This window comes from Clostridium chauvoei (genome assembly GCF_002327185.1).
Classification (GTDB): Bacteria; Bacillota; Clostridia; order Clostridiales; family Clostridiaceae; genus Clostridium; species Clostridium chauvoei.
Genome location: NZ_CP018624.1, coordinates 1,725,915 through 1,744,171, shown reverse-complemented (window position 1 = coordinate 1,744,171; position 18,257 = coordinate 1,725,915). Strand labels below are relative to the sequence as shown.

The following is an 18,257-nucleotide window of genomic DNA, read 5'->3' as shown; positions in this document are numbered from 1 at the left end:
ACGAGATTCTATTAATCGTATTTTAAAGAATGAGGTGCTATTTTATGAAAAAAATTTCAATTATTTACTGGAGTAATGGGGGAAATGTTGAGGTTATTGCTAATGCAATAGCAGAAAGTGCACAAAGAAATCAGGCAGAAGTTACAATAAAACATGTTGTTGATGCTACTGTTGAAGATGTTACAGATGTAGATGCTGTAGCATTTGGAAGTCCATCAATGGACAACAATAGAATAGAGCAACATGAAATGGAACCTTTTATCAACCAATTTAAACTAATTCAAAACAATCATAAGAAGCTAGTATTATTTGGATCATATGGTTGGGATGATGGAAAGTTTATGGATGATTGGGTTGAGAGAATGAAAGACTACGGTTTTGACGTAGTAGGCAAATTAGCCGTTAAAGAATCACCGAGTGATGCAGAATTATTAGAGGCTGCTAGACTTGCTGAGGAATTAACTAAATAGATTTTTAGGGGATAGAGACCAATGTTAGAGTACTTACTTAGGGGGTAAGGGCTTAGCATAAGTGCATTGATTGAATCTTTTTCTTACAAAAACTATGTTTTTGTAAATCATAATAATGGGTTTTGGTTATACTAAAATCGTATTTATTAAAAAGTAAAATTAAATTAAAGGAAGAGAGGTCAAACATAATGAGAAAAATGAAAACTATGGATGGTAATACAGCTGCTGCTCATATATCATATGCGTTTACAGATGTAGCTGCTATTTTCCCAATAACACCATCATCACCAATGGCTGAACACGTTGATGAATGGGCTGCGCAAGGTAGAAAGAATATATTCGGTCAAACAGTTAAGGTTATGGAAATGCAATCAGAGGCAGGAGCTGCAGGGGCAGTTCATGGATCACTACAAGCTGGTGCATTAACAACAACTTATACTGCATCACAAGGATTATTATTAATGATTCCTAACATGTATAAGATTGCTGGGGAAATGCTTCCAACAGTATTCCATATTTCAGCTAGAGCGCTAGCTACTTCATCATTAAATATTTTTGGAGATCATCAAGACGTAATGGCTGCAAGACAAACTGGTTTTGCAATGCTAGCAGAAGGTTCAGTACAAGAAGTTATGGACTTATCAGCAGTTGCTCATTTAGCTGCAATTAAGTCAAGATTACCTTTCATGAACTTCTTTGATGGATTCAGAACTTCTCATGAAATTCAAAAAATAGAAGTAATCGAATATGATGAATTAAAGGATTTAGTTGATTATGAAGCTTTAGAAGCATTTAAACATAATGCTTTAAGCCCAAATCATCCTGTAACAAGAGGTACAGCTCAAAATCCAGATATATACTTCCAAACTAGAGAGTCAGTAAATAGATTCTATGATGAATTACCAGAAATCGTAGAAGGATATATGGCTGAAATAACTAAGTTAACAGGAAGAGAATATCACTGTTTCGATTACTATGGAGCACCAGATGCTGATAGAATAATAATATCAATGGGTTCATCAATTGATGTTATTGAAGAAACTGTTGACTTCTTAAATGCAAATGGAGAAAAAGTAGGTTTAGTTAAAGTTAGACTTTATAGACCATTCTCAATAGAAAAATTATTAAAAACAATACCAGCTTCAGTTAAGTCTATAGCTGTATTAGATAGAACAAAAGAACCAGGATCAGCTGGGGAACCTTTATACTTAGATGTTAAGAATGCATTCTATGGAAAAGAAAATGCTCCTGTTATAGTTGGTGGTAGATATGGATTAGGTTCAAAGGATCCAAACCCATCACACATTGCTGGAGTATATGCTAACTTAACAAAAGCTGAACCAAAGAACGGATTTACTATAGGAATTGTTGATGATATAACAAATACTTCATTAGATGTAGTTGAAGTTGATGCAACTCCTCATAGCACAAAAGCTTGTAAATTCTGGGGACTTGGATCAGATGGAACAGTTGGAGCTAATAAGAGTGCAATCAAAATTATCGGAGACCATACAGATATGTATGCTCAAGGATACTTTGCTTATGACTCAAAGAAATCAGGTGGTATCACAGTATCTCACTTAAGATTTGGTAAGCAACCAATTAAATCACCTTATCTAATAGATAAAGCTGATTTCGTAGCTTGTCACAACCAAGCATATGTTTACAAATATAATGTTTTAGATGGATTAAAGAAGAATGGTAAGTTCTTATTAAATACTATCTGGAGCCCAGAAGAAGTAGATGAAAAATTACCAGCATCAATGAAGAAATTCATAGCTGAAAATAATATAGAATTCTATACTTTAAATGCTGTTAAGATAGCACAAGAAATTGGTCTTGGTGGAAGAATCAACATGATAATGCAAGCTGCATTCTTTAAGATTTCTAATATCATTCCAGTTGAAGATGCAATTAAATACCTAAAAGATGCTGTTGTTAAGTCATACGGTAAGAAGGGTGAAAAAGTTGTTAACATGAACTACGCTGCAATTGATAAGGGTGTTGAATCTATTGTAAGAATAGATGTACCAGCAGACTGGAAAAATGTGGTTGAAGAAGTTAAGGCTGAAGATCCAACTAAACCAGAATTCGTTAAGAATATAGTTGAACCAATCAACAGACAAGAAGGATTTGATTTACCAGTTTCAGCATTCAAGGGAATGGAAGATGGTACTTTCATGGCAGGAACTGCTGCTTATGAAAAGAGAGGCGTTGCTATAAACGTACCAGAATGGGAAGAAGATAAATGTATTCAATGTAATCAATGTGCATTTGTTTGTCCTCATGCTGCAATTAGACCATTCTTATTAACAGAAGAAGAAAAAAATAACGCACCAGAAAGTATGAGAATAGTTGCTGCAAAGGCATTAAAAACAGAAGAGCCTTTATTCTATACAATGGGAGTTACTCCATTAGATTGTACAGGATGTGGAAACTGTGCTCAAGTTTGTCCAGCACCAGGCAAGGCTTTAATTATGAAGCCACAAGATACTCAAGAAGGACAAATTGCTGCTTGGGATTATGCTGTTAAAGAAGTTTCACCTAAGAAGAACCCAATGAACAAGAATACAGTTAAGGGTAGCCAATTTGAGCAACCATTACTTGAATTCTCAGGAGCTTGTGCAGGTTGTGGAGAAACTCCATATGCTAAGTTAGTAACTCAATTATTCGGAGATAGAATGATGGTTGCTAATGCTACTGGATGTTCATCAATTTGGGGTGGATCTGTTCCAGCTACTCCATATACAGTAAATCATAATGGACACGGTCCAGCATGGGCTAATTCATTATTCGAAGATAATGCTGAATTTGGATTAGGTATGTTCTTAGGAGTTGAAACTATAAGAGAAAGAATAGCTAGCAATATGAAAGAATTGCTTGAAACAGAAGTTTCAGAAGAAGTTAAAGCAGTTCTTAATGATTGGATGGAAAATATGGCTAATGGAGAAGGAACAAGAGATAGAGCTGAAAGAGTAATTGCAGCTTTAGAAACTGTAAATTCAGAATTAGCTAAAGAAATATTAAAGGATAAAGACTTCTTAGTTAAGAGATCACAATGGATCTTCGGAGGAGATGGATGGGCTTATGACATCGGATACGGTGGATTAGATCATGTTCTAGCTTCAGGAGAAGACGTAAATGTTCTTGTTATGGATACAGAAATTTACTCAAATACAGGTGGTCAATCATCAAAAGCAACTCCAACTGCTGCTATAGCTAAGTTTGCTGCTGCAGGTAAGAGAACTAAGAAGAAAGACCTTGGAATGATGGCAATGTCTTATGGATATGTATATGTTGCTCAAATTTCAATGGGTGCTGATAAGAATCAAGCACTTAAAGCAATAGCAGAAGCAGAAGCATATCATGGACCATCATTAATCATTGCTTATGCTCCATGTATAAGCCATGGTATTAAGATTGGTATGAGTAACAGCCAAGCAGAAGCTAAAAAAGCTGTTGATTGTGGATACTGGGCATTATATAGATACAATCCTACTTTAGTTGGAACTAAGAATCCATTCTCATTAGATTCAAAAGAGCCAAAGACTGACTTTAGAGAATTCTTAATGGGTGAAGTAAGATATGCATCATTAGCAAAAGCATTCCCAGAAGCTGCAGAAGCTTTATTTGAAAAGACTGAAAGAGATGCTAAAGAAAGATTAGCAGGATACAAGAAATTAGCAGAACAATAATTTTTATACAAATAAGGGGCTTAAAGCCCCTTATTTTAATGTAAAATATAATATATAAAAATTAAAAATGAACTTTTTTTAAAAAATTACTTTTAATTTATACAAATTAGGGGTAGAATGAAAAAGACTACATAATAAAGGAGGATTTTTATATGTGTAATGAAAATAAATGTGGATGCCACGATGAAGAAAATTCATGTGGATGTCATACAGAAGGACATGATTGTGGATGTAACCATGATCATAATGAAGGTGGATGTGGTTGTGGAGAACACGAACATGAACATTTTGTAGTAGATTTAGAAGATGATAATGGCAATGTAATTTCATGCCCAATCGTAGATGCTTTTGAATATGAAGAAAATGAATATATTTTAGCTCAAAACCCAACAGAAGATTCTTTCTATTTATTTAGATCAACTGAATCAGGAGAATTAATAGTTCCAGATGAAGAAGAATTTGATAAGGTTGCTAAATACTATAGCGAAGAGTTATCTAACGAATAAAAAAATGCCGAAAGGCATTTTTTTTTATTTAAAATAAAAATATATAAATTTTAGCTTATTTAAGTTAAAAAGTATTTTTAGTTGTCAATTTATTTTAATAGTGATATATTTTTAATATATACTTAGAGGAATAAGGTGTTTAAATATGAAGTATGCAGACTTACATATCCATTCAAATTATTCTGATGGAACTAAGACACCAGAGGAGATTATTGGAATAGCAAAAAAAAATAAAGTAAAATGTATATCAATAACGGATCATGATTCAATTAAGTCTCAGTATATAACTAAAAATATATATGATGATATAACTATTATTCCTGGCATTGAGTTAAGTACTGAATATAAGGAGTTAGAACTTCATATTCTAGGATATTTTATTGATGTTGAAAATTCAACATTAAAGGGTATAGTGAATAAACTAAATAAATCAAGAATAAATAGAATAGAAGAGATTTTACATGAATTGAAAAAGAATGATATACATTTAACATTAGAAGAATTAGCAGTTGATATAAATTCTACTATAGGAAGAGGACACGTAGCAAATGCTATGGTTAAAAAAGGTTATTTTGATAATTACAAAACTGCTTTCACCTCATTTTTAGTTAAAGGAAAGCCAGCTTATGTAAAGGGATTTAAATTAGATTACAAAAAAACTATAGAGGTAATAAGCGAAGCTGGAGGAATAGCTGTTTTAGCTCATCCAGGTCAGATATATAGAGGAATGGATGTAGAAAATGTTATAAAAGATTTGAAATGCTACGGCTTAAAAGGAATAGAAGTATATCATCCAAGTCATACCAAATGTCAAACTAATAATTTTTATAACTTATCTAAAAAATATAAGATTTGTATTTCAGGTGGAAGCGATTATCATGGTAAGGAATTAATTCACGATACAGGTATAGGTAGTTATGGTATAAATGAATTATTACTTAATAAAATATATAAGTTAAAGACTAAATAAAATGGGGGAAAAATAATGAAATTATCAAAAAAAGCACAAGAAATAAATCCATCAATTACCCTTGCAATTACGGCAAAGGCAAAGGAATTGAAAGCTTTAGGTGTTGATGTAGTAAGTTTTGGAGCAGGTGAACCAGATTTTAATACTCCTAAAAATATTATGGATGCAGCTATAAAAGCGATGGAGGAAGGGAAAACAAAATATACTCCAACAAATGGGGTAATAGAACTTAGAGAAGCTATTTGTGATAAATTTCAAAGAGATAATGGATTAAAATATGATCCTTCACAAATAGTAGTTTCAACAGGGGCAAAGCAAAGTTTAGCTAATACATTTATGGCTATATTAAATGTAGGTGATGAGGTTATAATACCCACTCCTTATTGGGTTAGTTATCCAGAGTTAGTTAAGTTAGCTGGAGGAATTCCAGTTTTTGTGCAAAATAAAGAAGAGTCAAATTATAAATATACTTTAGAGGCTTTAAATGAAGTTGTAACAGAAAAGACTAAAGCTATAGTTTTAAATAGTCCTAATAATCCAACAGGAACTATATATACTAAAGATGAACTTATTCAAATTGCTGAATTTGCAAAGAAAAATAATTTGATGATTATATCAGATGAGATATATGAGAAATTAATATATGATAATGAAACTCATATAAGCATAGCATCATTATCACAGGATGCGTATGAAAGAACTATAGTTATAAATGGTCTTTCAAAATCCTATGCTATGACTGGATGGAGGATAGGTTATTCAGCATCTAGTCAAAAGATTGCAAAGCTTATGAGTGCTATACAAAGTCATATGACTTCAAATATTAATTCTATATCACAATATGCAGCAATAGAAGCATTAAATGGAACTCAAGAAACAATAAAAGATATGGTTATAGAATTTGAAAAAAGACGAAATTATATGGTTAATAGAATATCAGAAATAGAAAATATATCAATTATAAAACCTAGTGGGGCTTTTTATGTTATGGTAAATGTAAAAGAATGTTATGGTAAAAAGGTTAATGGGAAAATCATAAGTAATTCTTTAGATTTTGCATCAGAAATTTTAGAAATTGAAAAGGTAGCTGTTATTCCAGGTATAGCATTTGGATTAGATGATTATATTAGATTATCATATGCAACATCAATGGAAATAATAAAAGAGGGATTAGATAGAATAGAAACTTTTATTAAAAAATGCAAATAATATTTGGGGTAGAAAATCATAAGTGTTTTCTACCCTTATTCATTTTAAATTAAATAATTAAATAAAAATCAATAAATTAACCTAGTGATATAATGGTCACCTATATTAATTTAATATATAATAGATATGATATATATTAGGGAGGAATTAACATGGATAAATTAGCAATATTTGATGTAGACTATACAATAACTAGAAAAGAGACCTTAATGGAACTTTATAAATATATGATATATAAAGATAAAAAAAATATTAAGTTTCTTCCTAGAGCATTATATAGTGGAGTGATGTATATGGCAAAAGTATATGATGAAAGAATGGTTAAGGAAAAATTTCTAAAATTTATCGATGGAATTGATGAAGGTGAGTTAGCTTTACTAGTTAAGGAGTTTTATAAAGATAGATTAAGTAAAATCATATATAAAGATGCTTTAAATATGATGAAGAATTTAAAGAAACAAGGATATAAAGTCTATTTGATATCAGCTTCTCCTGAATTTTATTTAAGAGAGCTATATAATATAGATAGCGTTGATATGATTATAGGAACTAGATTTTTATTTGAAGAAGGTAAGTTTATAAGAAAAATGGATGGTGCTAATTGTAAGGGGGAAGAGAAAGTAAGGAGACTAAAAGAAGTTTTAAAAAAGGAAAACTTAAATATAGATTTTAAGAATTCTTATATGTTTTCAGACTCTTTATCAGATAAACCTTTATTAGATTTAGTTGGCAAACCGTATTTAATAAATTATAAGAAAGAACACGAATTTGAAATATTAAAATGGAATTAATGGGAGGTGCTTTATGGAAGCGATAAATGAGTTTTACTTAGAAGATGGGAACCTGCAAAGTATAGAAAACTATACTGAAGATACTAAGGAAAAGGAAAGAATTATCTATGAGGTTTTAAGAGTAATAGATGGAACCCCTCTATTTTTAGAAGAACATATAGACAGGATGAAAAATACTTTCGATCATATGCAGAAAAGTTTTATGTATACATATGAAAAAATAGAGGAGTTTACTACTAGTTTAATAAAAGCTAATAAAATAAAAGAGGGAAATATAAAGATAACATTTGATATAAAAACGGATACTATGAAGGTATACTCTATTAAACATAGTTATCCTACAAAAGAAATGTATTCAAATGGTGTTGAAACTATTCTTTACTATGGTGAGAGAGTTAATCCAAATGCAAAAGTAGTAGATTCGGATTTTAGAAAGAAAGTAAGTGAAGAAATAGAGAGTTCAAAGGTTTTTGAAGCTATACTAGTTGATAATCAGGGATATATAACAGAAGGAAGTAAGTCAAATATATTTATGATTAAAGATAATACTCTAATTACATCTAAGACAGAAAAGGTACTACCAGGAGTAACAAGACAAAAAATATTAGAGATAGCAAGAAAAAATAATATAAATATACAAGAAAAAAATGTTTTAGATAAGGAATTGAATAAATTTCAAGCTATGTTCATATCAGGAACTTCACCAAAGATATTACCAATATCTAAAATTGGGGGTATAGATATGGATATTAATAACGAAATAATTAGTATACTAAAGATTAAATTTGATGAGTTAATAAAAGAATATATAGAAAATAAAAAAATATAATTGGGCATGTATTTAAAATAAACTTAAGAATATCAGATTATGTATATAATATTAAGGAGGATTTATGAAAATGAAGGCTGAAGAAAATTATATGTTTCTTTATGAAAACGTTAATGGAAGTGTAGAAATACAAAATGGAAAATTTATTGTTATTGATCCTTTGGGTGAAGGTGAATTTGCAAAAATAATACCAACAAGTAATGGGGAACTATATATAAATAATAAACTTATAACTGATAGTGTGAAGGTTAAAAGCACTGATAAAATAGAATTTAAAGGGAAAGAGGAAGAAGGAGAAACTCTTATAGAGATTAAAACTAATAAAGATAAGACCGAAGCACATTTAACTGTAACTTATATCCCAGGAAATACATATAAGTTAATTGATGCAGAGGAAAGTAATTTAATTAGCTTAGAAACTAAAAAAATACAAGGAAAGCTTCCAAAGAAAGTTTCAAAGTTAGAAATTTTACAAGAGTTAAAAAATAATAAAATTATTTATGGTATAAACAAAGATATTTTAAACTCAATAGAAGAAAATGATGAAATTCAAGATTTAATTATTGCTGAAGGGATAAAACCTATAGATCCACAAGACGATAAATTAGAAATATATTTTAATAGAAAAGAAGAGAAAGATATAGACTCTTTAAAAAATATAGATTATAAAAATTTAAATTATGTAACAAGTATTAAAGCTGGAGAAATTTTGGCCGAAATTATAAAAGGAGAAGAAGGTAAGGATGGTATAGATGTTTTTGGAAAGACCATATTAAAGAAGCCGAAAAATAAGTTTAAATATAAAATTGGAGAAGGCTGTGCGTTAAAAGATAGGAATATAATTGCAATTAAAAACGGAAGACCCAATATAGCTAGAAATATTATAACTGTTCAATCTATATATGTAGTTGATAAAGATATCGATATTTCTACTGGAAATATCGATTTTGCTGGAGCTATAGAAGTAAGAGGAAAAGTTACGGAAGGTATGGAAGTTAAAGCTGCAAAAGGAGTGCATTTATGTGAAGGTGTATTTTCAGCTAAAGTAGAGGCTAAAGGAGAAAGTACTATTTTAGGTAATATTGTTAATTCTAAAATTAAAGTAGGAAGTACAGATTTACTAAAAGAGTCAAGAATAACTTCTTTAACTGACTTAGCAGAAAGTTTAAATGCTATAATAGCTAATTTAAAGTTTCTAAAAGAAAAAAACCTTGTAAATAAAAATGCAACTGATGGATTGTTAATTAAAACGTTAATAGATACTAAATATAAAGTAGTTAATAGACAATGCATTAGTGTTATATCCAGCACAATAAACGATGAAGATGGAAATTCTAAAGTAATATCTCTTATAAAATCAAAATTAATAGGACTTGCACCTACTAAAATAGTTAATTATAGTGAACTAAAACCAATAGTAGATGAAGCATTAAAAGAGATAGACAAGCTTAAAGAAAACTTAAGCATACCAGTAGATTTAAAGATAGAGTATGCTCAAGAATCAACTATAGAGGCATCAGGAGATATTTTTATAACTGGAAAAGGAATATTTGCATCTAATATAAATAGTTTAAACAATATAGAATTTCTTCATGGAAACGCAATATGTAGAGGTGGACATATTAAAGCTAAAAACATAATTAAATCTAAAGTTATTGGAAGTGAAGCGGGATTTGCAACAAAATTAGAAGTAGATTCTAAAGGACATATATATGCAGATGTTGCTTATCAAAATACTGTGTTCATAGTTGGTAATAGAAGATATGTTTTGGACAAACCTTCAAAGAATATTCATGCTTATCTAAATAAAAATGGAGAGATTGAAATAGAAAAGTTTCTTTTATAGGAGGATATATATGGAGGAAATGAAAATACTTATATTTAATTTACAGAATGAATTTTATGCAACTGATATTAGTGAAATCGAAAGAATCTTAGGTGCAGAAAAGACAACTAAATTACCAGATTCACCTAAATTTTTAGAAGGTGTAATTGATTATGAAGAAGGTATATTACCAGTAATAAGCTTAATTAAAAGATTTACTAATAATACAGAGTATTGTAGTGAGTCATCAGATAGAAAGATAATTGTTGTTAAAAAGAAATTTGGAAAGATTGGAATATTAGTAGATAATGTTAGTGAAGTTTTAAGTATAGGTACAGATGAAATAAGTAATCCTAAAGCAGTTTCCTCATTAGTTTCTAAAGAATACATGAGAGGATTTATAAGGAAGAATGACAATATAATAATTATGTTAGATTTAGATAAAATACTATCAACAGAAGAGGAAGCGATTTTGTTTCAGGGGTGAAATTGATGCAAGAGAAGAATGAGGTTAGAGTTGGAATTGCAGATTACTCAATTATCTCGGCTCCAGGAAGTATAATTACTATGGGACTTGGTTCTTGTATCGGAATAGCACTTTATGATAGAACAAAGAAAATTGCAGGTTTAGTTCATATAATGCTTCCAGATAGTACTCAATTTAAAAGCATAACAAATCCAATGAAATATGCTGATTTAGCAGTACCGGCTTTATTAGATAAAATGATAAAATCAGGATGTGCTAAAAAAAATATAGTTGCAAAAATAGCAGGTGGAGCATCTATGTTTAATTTTACAGATAAAAAAATAATAAGTGATGTAGGAAAAAGAAACATAGAAGCAACAAAAAATGTAATAAGTTTAATAGGGATTTCCTTAATTTCTGAAGATGTAGGAGGAAATAAGGGAAGAACTATGATATTAGATGCAGAGAATGGCTTAGTAAAGATTCGATGCGTAGGGGCATATATAAAAGAAATTTAATGGGGGTGAATGATTTTTGTGGGTACAATACAAATAAGTAGATATGAAGTGGTTTTAATTGGTGCTTCAACAGGAGGACCAAAGGCTATAGAAAAGGTATTGAGAGAATTGCCGGGTAATATAGGAGTATCTATTTTAATAGTTCAACATATGCCAAAGGGATTTACAAAATCATTCGCAGAAAGATTAGATAAGTGCTGTAACATAAAAGTTATAGAGGCTTATAACGGAGTAAAATTAGAAAAAAATACTGCGTATATAGCTCCAGGAGGATATCACATGGAGGTTGAATCAGATAATAAAATATATTTAAATGATGAAGCTCCTTTATGGGGAGTAAGACCTGCAGTTGATAGATTATTTAAATCAGCAGCAAAAGTATATAAGAAAAAAGCTATATCTGTTATACTAACGGGTATGGGGAAAGATGGTGCAGAAGGAACCGTAGTAGTTAAAGAGAATGGAGGTCTTACTATATCAGAAGACGAAAGTACTTGCACTATATATGGAATGCCTAAAGCAACTTATGAAACTGGATCAGTAGATTTTGTATTACCTTTAGAGGATATATCTTTAAAAATAAAAGATATATTAAATAAGGTATAGGAGGAAGAATGGATTTTAACGATTTTCATCAGTGGGTTTTTAAAGAACTTGGAGTGAATTTAAATGCGTATAAGCCAGAACAATTAAATAGAAGAATAAATAGTTTAATGTCTAGAATTGGTGTTAAATCATTAGAAGAGTATAAAACTATTCTAACGAAAGACAAAGAACAAAGAGAAAGATTTTTAGATTTTATTACTATTAATGTTACAGAGTTTTTTAGAAATCCAGAAATATTTAAACAATTAGAAACAGCAGTAAAAGATAACCTTTTAAATAAAGATTCTAAAATAAAGGTTTGGAGTGCAGCTTGCTCCATAGGTTGTGAGCCATATAGTTTAGGAATTATCTTAAAAGAATTAAATCCTTATGGTAAAAATACTATATTGGCAACAGATATTGATAAGACAATTTTAGGAAAAGCAAAATTAGGTGAATATAATTCATCAGAAATAAAAAATGTAAGTAAAGAATACATAAACAAATATTTTAAAAAGGTTGAAGATAAATATATTATAGAACCTAGTATAAAATCCATGATAACTTTTAAGAATCATGATTTGATAGTAGATACTTATGAAAAAGATTTTGATCTTATAGTTTGTAGAAATGTAGTTATATACTTTAAAAATGACGTGAAGAATCAAATATTTGAAAGATTTAGTAATTCACTTAAAAAGGGTGGTCTGCTTTTTATAGGAGCTACTGAAAGTATATATAATTATAGAGACTATGGTTTAGAAAAGGTATCTACATTTATATATAAAAAATGTAAGGGGGGGATTTGAAATGGATACATCTCAATATATGAATATGTTTTTAGAAGAGTCTATGGATAATTTACAAATTTTAAATGAAGCCTTGTTAGATTTAGAACAAGAGCCAAATGATATAGACAAACTAAATGAGATTTTTAGAGTTGCTCATACAATAAAAGGTATGGCTGCAACAATGGGATTTAATGATATCGCAGAATTAACCCATAAAATGGAAGATGTATTATCAAATTTCAGAGAAGGTAAGCTTGAGGTTACACAAGATGTTGTAACAATTTTATTTGATTGTTTAGATACATTGGAAAAGATGGTAACTAACATAGAAGAAGGTAATGATGAAATTGTTGATATAAAGAGTATAATTAATTCATTACAAAAAATATCAGCATCAGAATCAAATAAAAGCGAAAAAAGCATAAAAATACCTGAAAGTAAAAATGAAATAGATATTAAATTAAATGAATATGATTTATCTATTATAAAACAAGCGTTACAAAATACTTTTAATGTTGTAAATATAGAAGTAACATTAAGTGAAGAAACTTTATTAAAATCAGCTAGAGCTTTTTTAATTGTACAAGAATTAGAAAACCATGGGGAAATAATAAAGTCTATTCCATCTACTGAAGATATAGAAAGTGAACAATTTGACTCAAAGCTAACTTTTACAATTATTACCAGAAACGAAGAAGAGGAAATAAAAAATGTTGTAAGTAACATTTCAGAAGTTATTGAAGTAATAACTTCAAGTATTAAGTTAGAGGATATTGCTATTGATGAACAAACATCACCTGAAGAAGTAAAGAGTGAGAAGGCACCAGAAATAAAAGCAAAAGAAGTTTCTAAACCTTCAACAAGTGAAAAGAGATCAGAAAAGAAAAAAGATGTTAAAAAAGGACATCAGTCAGTAAGAGTAGACTTAGAAAGAATAGATAAGCTTATGAATATGGTGTCAGAGCTTGTTATATATAGAACTAGATTAGAACAAATAGTAATAGATGATAAATCACAAGAGTTAGTGGAAACTTTGGAACAGGTAGAAAGAACTACTTCTGATCTTCAGGATTTAGTTATGAAAATTAGAATGTTACCTTTAGACGTTGTATTTAATAGATTCCCAAGAATGATAAGAGATTTATCTGTAGAGTTAGATAAGGACATAAAGTTTATAGTTGAAGGTGCAGAAACTGAATTAGATAGAACTGTAATAGATGAAATTGGTGAACCATTAATACATCTATTAAGAAATGCAGCTGACCATGGAATAGAAAGTAAAGAAGAAAGAATAGCTAGTGGAAAATCTAAAGAAGGTACTATAAAATTAGTAGCATATCAAGAAGGAACTAAGGCATTAATAAAGGTTATAGATGATGGTGCCGGAATAAATGTTGAAAAAGTAAAAGCTAAAGCTCAAAAAGTTGGGATAAATACAGACGGTTTGAGTGATAATGATATAAGGAACCTTATATTTGCTCAAGGCTTTAGTACTAATGAAGTTGTAACAGATATATCTGGTAGAGGCGTAGGAATGGATGTTGTAAAAACCAAAATAGCTTCTCTAGGTGGATCAGTAGATGTTATAAGTGGAGATGGAGTTGGATCAACTTTTGTAATAAAACTTCCTTTAACATTACAAATTATTCAAGCTTTATTAGTAAAAGTAGGGGAAGAAACATTTGCGATATCATTAGGATTCATTGATAAAGTTATTGATTATAAAAAAGAAAATATCAAGAAAACTAATGGAAAAGAAGTTATTTTATATAGAGATGATGTAATTCCACTTATAAGATTAAATGAACGTCTTGGAATTGAGAATGAAGAATCAACAAGAAACTTTATTATAATAGTAAAAGTTGGAGAAAAAACTGTTGGTCTTCTTGTAGATTCACTATTAGGACAACAAGAAATAGTTATAAAGCCTTTAGGTAAAACATTAAATACATTAAAAGAATATATTGGAGCCACAATATTAGGGAATGGTTCAGTAACATTGATTTTAGATGTAGCGGCACTTATATAAATATGGGGGAAGTAATATGAATTACAAAGAATTAACATCGATACAATTAGATGCTTTAAGAGAAGTTTCAAATATAGGAGCTGGTAATTCAGCAACAGCTTTATCGGTGTTATTAGGTAGTAAAATAGATATGTCAGTACCCAATATTAATATCATAGGGTTTGAAGAGTTATTCAATCAATATGAAGAAAATGAAGTAGTTGCAGTTTTAGTTAAAGTATTAGATGATATTGAAGGAAGTCTTTTATATGTTTTTGAAACAGATAGTGCATTAAATATTATTTCTAGATTATGTAGAGATAAAAAAAGTTTAGATGAAATGGGGGCTTCTGTTATAGCCGAAGTAGGTAATATAATAGCATCTTCATTTATGAATGCAATATCAAATTTTATTAACATTAAGGCTACAGTATCAGTTCCGGCAATAGCTAATGATATGCTAAGTGCAATACTTGTATCTACATTTGTAGATGCAGGACAGTATAATGAGTATATTTTAGACATAGAAACATTATTTTCAGGAGATGATAGTAGTAATATAAAAGGAAATTTATATTATGTACCAGCTCCTGGATCTTTAGAAAAAATATTAGAATCTTTAGGAATAGGATAATTTTGGAGGGAATAAAAATGGCAAAAGTATTAATCGTTGATGATGCAGCATTTATGAGAATGATGGTAAAGGATATACTTCAAAAGAATGGATTTGAAGTTGTAGGAGAAGCGTGTAATGGAATAGAAGCGGTGGATTTATATAAAAAAGAAAACCCAGATGTTGTTACAATGGATATAACAATGCCAGATATGGATGGAATAGAAGCTGTTAAGGCTATAAAAGAGTTTGATCCAAGTGCTAAAGTAGTTATGTGTTCTGCAATGGGACAACAATCAATGGTTATGGATGCCATAAAAGCAGGAGCAAAAGATTTTATAGTAAAGCCATTCCAAGCAGATAGAGTGTTAGAGGCTATAAATAAGGTACTAGGTTAAAACCTAAATTAGGAGGCATGTTAAATGCAATTTGTAGTATTTAAATTAGGGAAAGAGCATTTTGCAGTTGAAACTGAAAAAATACAAAGTATAAATGATATGATGAGTATAACTAAAGTTCCTAAATCTCCTATATATATAAAAGGATTAATAAATTTAAGAGGAAGTATAAAGTCTTTAGTTGACATTAATTTATTACTAAATATAAATTCAAATAAACAGCAAAATAATATAATAATTTTAAAATTAGATGAAGAAGAGATTGGAATTGCAGTAGATGAAGTAGAAGAAGTTATAGATATAGATGACAACAATCTACAACAATTAGAATCTCATAATCAAGGGTATTTAAGAGGAGTAATTGACTTAAATGGTAAATTACTTACCATAATAGACATAGAAAAATTATTAAATCAATAAGAAATGAGGGAGGAAAATGGCAGAAGTTTTATCACAAAACGAAATAGACGCCTTATTATCTGCCTTATCTAAAGGGGATGTTGCACCTGAGGAGTTGGTTGACACAGATGATAAGCAAAAGGTGAAAAAATATGATTTTAGAAGCCCTCAAAAGTTTTCAAAAGATCATATAAGAACATTAGAAATGGTACATGATAGCTTTGCTAGAATTGTAGGAAATTATCTATCAGGTCAATTAAGAAAGAATGTAAAGGTAGAAATAAAAAGTGTCGAACAAATAACCTATGAAGAATTTATACATTCAATACCTAATCCTACAATAATAACTGTTTTTAGAATGCCACCATTACAAGGAAATATACTTCTAGAAATGAACCCTCAGTTCTCTTTCCAAATTCTTGATATACTTTTAGGCGGAACAGGGGATAGGAAGAAATATTCTAAAGATTTTTCTGAAATAGATAAAAACATATTATCTCAAATCACATCTGATATGATTAAAAACTTAGTTTTGGCTTGGGATGGAGTATTAGATGTTAAACCAGAGTTTGAAGGATTAGAAACGAATCCATCAGCGAATCAAACTTTAGCACCAAATGAACCAGTAGCTCTTTTAACTTTCGCAGTTGAACTTGGTAGAGGTACTACATATATGAATTTATGTATTCCATATCTAAGTGTAGAAAAGGTGTTAGATAAATTGATAGTACAATATTGGTTTAGAACAGATGAAACAGAATTAATAGAAGAATCTAAGGAAAAGCTAAAAGAAGGATTAAAGCCTGTTGAAGTATCTATGTATGCTGAAATTGGAAATACAGAAGTAACAGTAGATGATTTTTTAAATCTAGTAACTGGCGATGTTTTAGTATTAAATTCGAAGTTTGATGATCCTATTAAGGTTTATGTAGAAGATCAAGAATGCTTTATAGCTAAACCAGGGATTGTTGGAAAAAACATAGGCGTAGAGCTTTTGGATATTTTAGATAAGGATGTGAATGAGTATGAGTAATGGGTTTTTATCACAAGAAGAAATAGATTCATTATTAAATGGAGATAGTGAGTCAGGAAAAGAGAAAGAAGTTAATTTAGAAAAACTATCAGATATAGAAAAAGATTTGCTTGGTGAAATAGGAAATATATCTATGGGTTCAGCATCAACAGCTCTTTATCAAATAATAAATCAACAAGTAAATATAACAACTCCTAAGGTTTCGATTACAACATTAAGAGAAATAAAGGAAGGGTTTGAATATCCTAATATAATTCTTGATGTTGAGTATGTAACAGGAATTATAGGTAGAAATATATTAATAATGAAAATTACAGATGCTGCAGTAATAGCTAATCTTATGATGGGTGGTAATGGTCAAGTAGAAAGTATTGAACTATCAGAAATTGAAGTTAGTGCAGTACAAGAAGCTATGAATCAAATGATAGGTTCAGCAGCTACTTCTATGGCCACTATGTTTGCAAGAGAAGTAAATATATCCCCACCACGCTCTAAGATATGGAAGGGATTACAAGAAAGTATTGCAGATACAATAGAAGAAGATGAAGAAATAGTAAGAGTATGTTTTGATTTAAAAATAGGTGATTTATTAGAATCAAATGTAATGCAAATTTTACCTATCGCTACCGCTAAAAAGATAGTTTCTATAATGATGGGAGAAGAAGAAGCAGCTCTAACAAAAATAGAAGAAGCTAAAGTAGATGATAATATACAAATAGAAGAAGCTATAAATGTGAATACAATAAAGGCTTCTAATGCGACAATAGAGGAAACTGTTATGAATAAAGACATTAATGTAAAACAACCAACAATAGAAGTAAATAAGGCATCATTTGAACCACTACAACCTAGAGTTTTAGGGGAATCAAATAAAAATATAGATTTAATATTAGATGTACCTTTAAATATATCAGTAGTACTGGGAAGAACTAAAAAAAGTATAAAAGATATATTAAACTTAAGTACAGGTTCACTTATAGAGTTAGATAAACTAGCTGAAGAGCCAGTTGAAATTCTAATTAATGGAAAACAAATTGCATTAGGTGAAGTTGTAGTTATAGATGAAAGTTTTGGTGTTAGAATTACTAGTATAGTAAATAATACAGAAAGAATTAAGTCTTTAAGATAGAAAAAAGCCAGTCTATTTAAAT

Annotated in this window: 17 protein-coding genes and 1 pseudogene; all 18 read left to right on the top strand. The window is 29.6% G+C overall.

The features are described 5' to 3' along the window. Positions 1 to 44 precede the first annotated feature (44 nt). The 18 genes and pseudogenes from BTM21_RS08230 to fliY all read left to right on the top strand — a co-directional run bounded on the left by BTM21_RS08230 (position 45) and on the right by fliY (position 18,235). Entirely contained in the window at positions 45 to 470 is a 426-nt protein-coding gene (locus BTM21_RS08230; RefSeq protein ID WP_021875177.1) for a flavodoxin, read from the top strand. 188 nt (positions 471 to 658) lie between these two features. Continuing rightward, positions 659 to 4,165, top strand: coding sequence for a pyruvate:ferredoxin (flavodoxin) oxidoreductase (nifJ, locus tag BTM21_RS08225; RefSeq protein WP_021875178.1), 3,507 nt, complete (start codon positions 659 to 661; stop codon positions 4,163 to 4,165). 152 nt (positions 4,166 to 4,317) lie between these two features. Beyond that, complete coding sequence (locus BTM21_RS08220; RefSeq protein ID WP_021875179.1) at positions 4,318 to 4,671, top strand: DUF1292 domain-containing protein; 354 nt, start codon at positions 4,318 to 4,320, stop codon at positions 4,669 to 4,671. Positions 4,672 to 4,816: 145 nt separating this feature from the next. Beyond that, the gene (locus BTM21_RS08215; protein WP_021875180.1) at positions 4,817 to 5,641 is read left to right on the top strand and encodes a PHP domain-containing protein; all 825 of its coding nucleotides are present in this window, start codon (positions 4,817 to 4,819) and stop codon (positions 5,639 to 5,641) included. 15 nt (positions 5,642 to 5,656) lie between these two features. Further along, positions 5,657 to 6,850 carry a pyridoxal phosphate-dependent aminotransferase gene (locus tag BTM21_RS08210; RefSeq protein WP_021875181.1) on the top strand — a complete coding sequence of 398 codons (1,194 nt, stop codon included), beginning with the start codon at positions 5,657 to 5,659 and terminating at the stop codon, positions 6,848 to 6,850. A 152-nt stretch (positions 6,851 to 7,002) separates the two neighbouring features. After that, a complete protein-coding gene (locus BTM21_RS08205) occupies positions 7,003 to 7,641 on the top strand; it encodes an HAD-IB family hydrolase (RefSeq protein ID WP_021875182.1) in 639 nt (212 codons plus the stop codon). Positions 7,642 to 7,654: 13 nt separating this feature from the next. Next, the gene (locus BTM21_RS08200) at positions 7,655 to 8,470 is read left to right on the top strand and encodes an aminotransferase class IV (protein ID WP_021875183.1); all 816 of its coding nucleotides are present in this window, start codon (positions 7,655 to 7,657) and stop codon (positions 8,468 to 8,470) included. A 64-nt stretch (positions 8,471 to 8,534) separates the two neighbouring features. Further along, positions 8,535 to 10,316, top strand: a complete 1,782-nt coding sequence (locus tag BTM21_RS08195; protein ID WP_021875184.1) for a DUF342 domain-containing protein — start codon at positions 8,535 to 8,537, stop codon at positions 10,314 to 10,316. A gap of 10 nt (positions 10,317 to 10,326) precedes the next feature. After that, a complete protein-coding gene (locus BTM21_RS08190; protein WP_021875185.1) occupies positions 10,327 to 10,782 on the top strand; it encodes a chemotaxis protein CheW in 456 nt (151 codons plus the stop codon). A gap of 5 nt (positions 10,783 to 10,787) precedes the next feature. Beyond that, positions 10,788 to 11,279 (top strand): chemoreceptor glutamine deamidase CheD, encoded by a 492-nt coding sequence (locus BTM21_RS08185; protein WP_021875186.1) that lies wholly within the window; start codon positions 10,788 to 10,790, stop codon positions 11,277 to 11,279. 30 nt (positions 11,280 to 11,309) lie between these two features. Further along, positions 11,310 to 11,885: pseudogene (locus BTM21_RS08180) on the top strand (CheB methylesterase domain-containing protein); the annotation flags it as partial. A gap of 8 nt (positions 11,886 to 11,893) precedes the next feature. Next, complete coding sequence (locus BTM21_RS08175; protein WP_096145406.1) at positions 11,894 to 12,673, top strand: CheR family methyltransferase; 780 nt, start codon at positions 11,894 to 11,896, stop codon at positions 12,671 to 12,673. A 1-nt stretch (position 12,674) separates the two neighbouring features. Next, positions 12,675 to 14,684 (top strand): chemotaxis protein CheA, encoded by a 2,010-nt coding sequence (locus tag BTM21_RS08170; RefSeq protein WP_021875189.1) that lies wholly within the window; start codon positions 12,675 to 12,677, stop codon positions 14,682 to 14,684. A 16-nt stretch (positions 14,685 to 14,700) separates the two neighbouring features. After that, positions 14,701 to 15,297 carry a chemotaxis protein CheC gene (locus tag BTM21_RS08165; RefSeq protein WP_021875190.1) on the top strand — a complete coding sequence of 199 codons (597 nt, stop codon included), beginning with the start codon at positions 14,701 to 14,703 and terminating at the stop codon, positions 15,295 to 15,297. A gap of 17 nt (positions 15,298 to 15,314) precedes the next feature. Continuing rightward, a complete protein-coding gene (locus tag BTM21_RS08160) occupies positions 15,315 to 15,674 on the top strand; it encodes a response regulator (RefSeq protein ID WP_079481220.1) in 360 nt (119 codons plus the stop codon). 24 nt (positions 15,675 to 15,698) lie between these two features. Then, positions 15,699 to 16,094 (top strand): chemotaxis protein CheW, encoded by a 396-nt coding sequence (locus BTM21_RS08155; protein WP_021875192.1) that lies wholly within the window; start codon positions 15,699 to 15,701, stop codon positions 16,092 to 16,094. Positions 16,095 to 16,110: 16 nt separating this feature from the next. Next, on the top strand, positions 16,111 to 17,106 hold the full coding sequence (fliM, locus tag BTM21_RS08150) for a flagellar motor switch protein FliM (RefSeq protein ID WP_021875193.1): 996 nt from the start codon (positions 16,111 to 16,113) through the stop codon (positions 17,104 to 17,106). Next, complete coding sequence (fliY, locus tag BTM21_RS08145) at positions 17,099 to 18,235, top strand: flagellar motor switch phosphatase FliY (RefSeq protein ID WP_079481221.1); 1,137 nt, start codon at positions 17,099 to 17,101, stop codon at positions 18,233 to 18,235. Before fliM ends, fliY begins: the two co-directional genes overlap by 8 nt. The last annotated feature ends 22 nt before the right edge of the window (positions 18,236 to 18,257 follow it).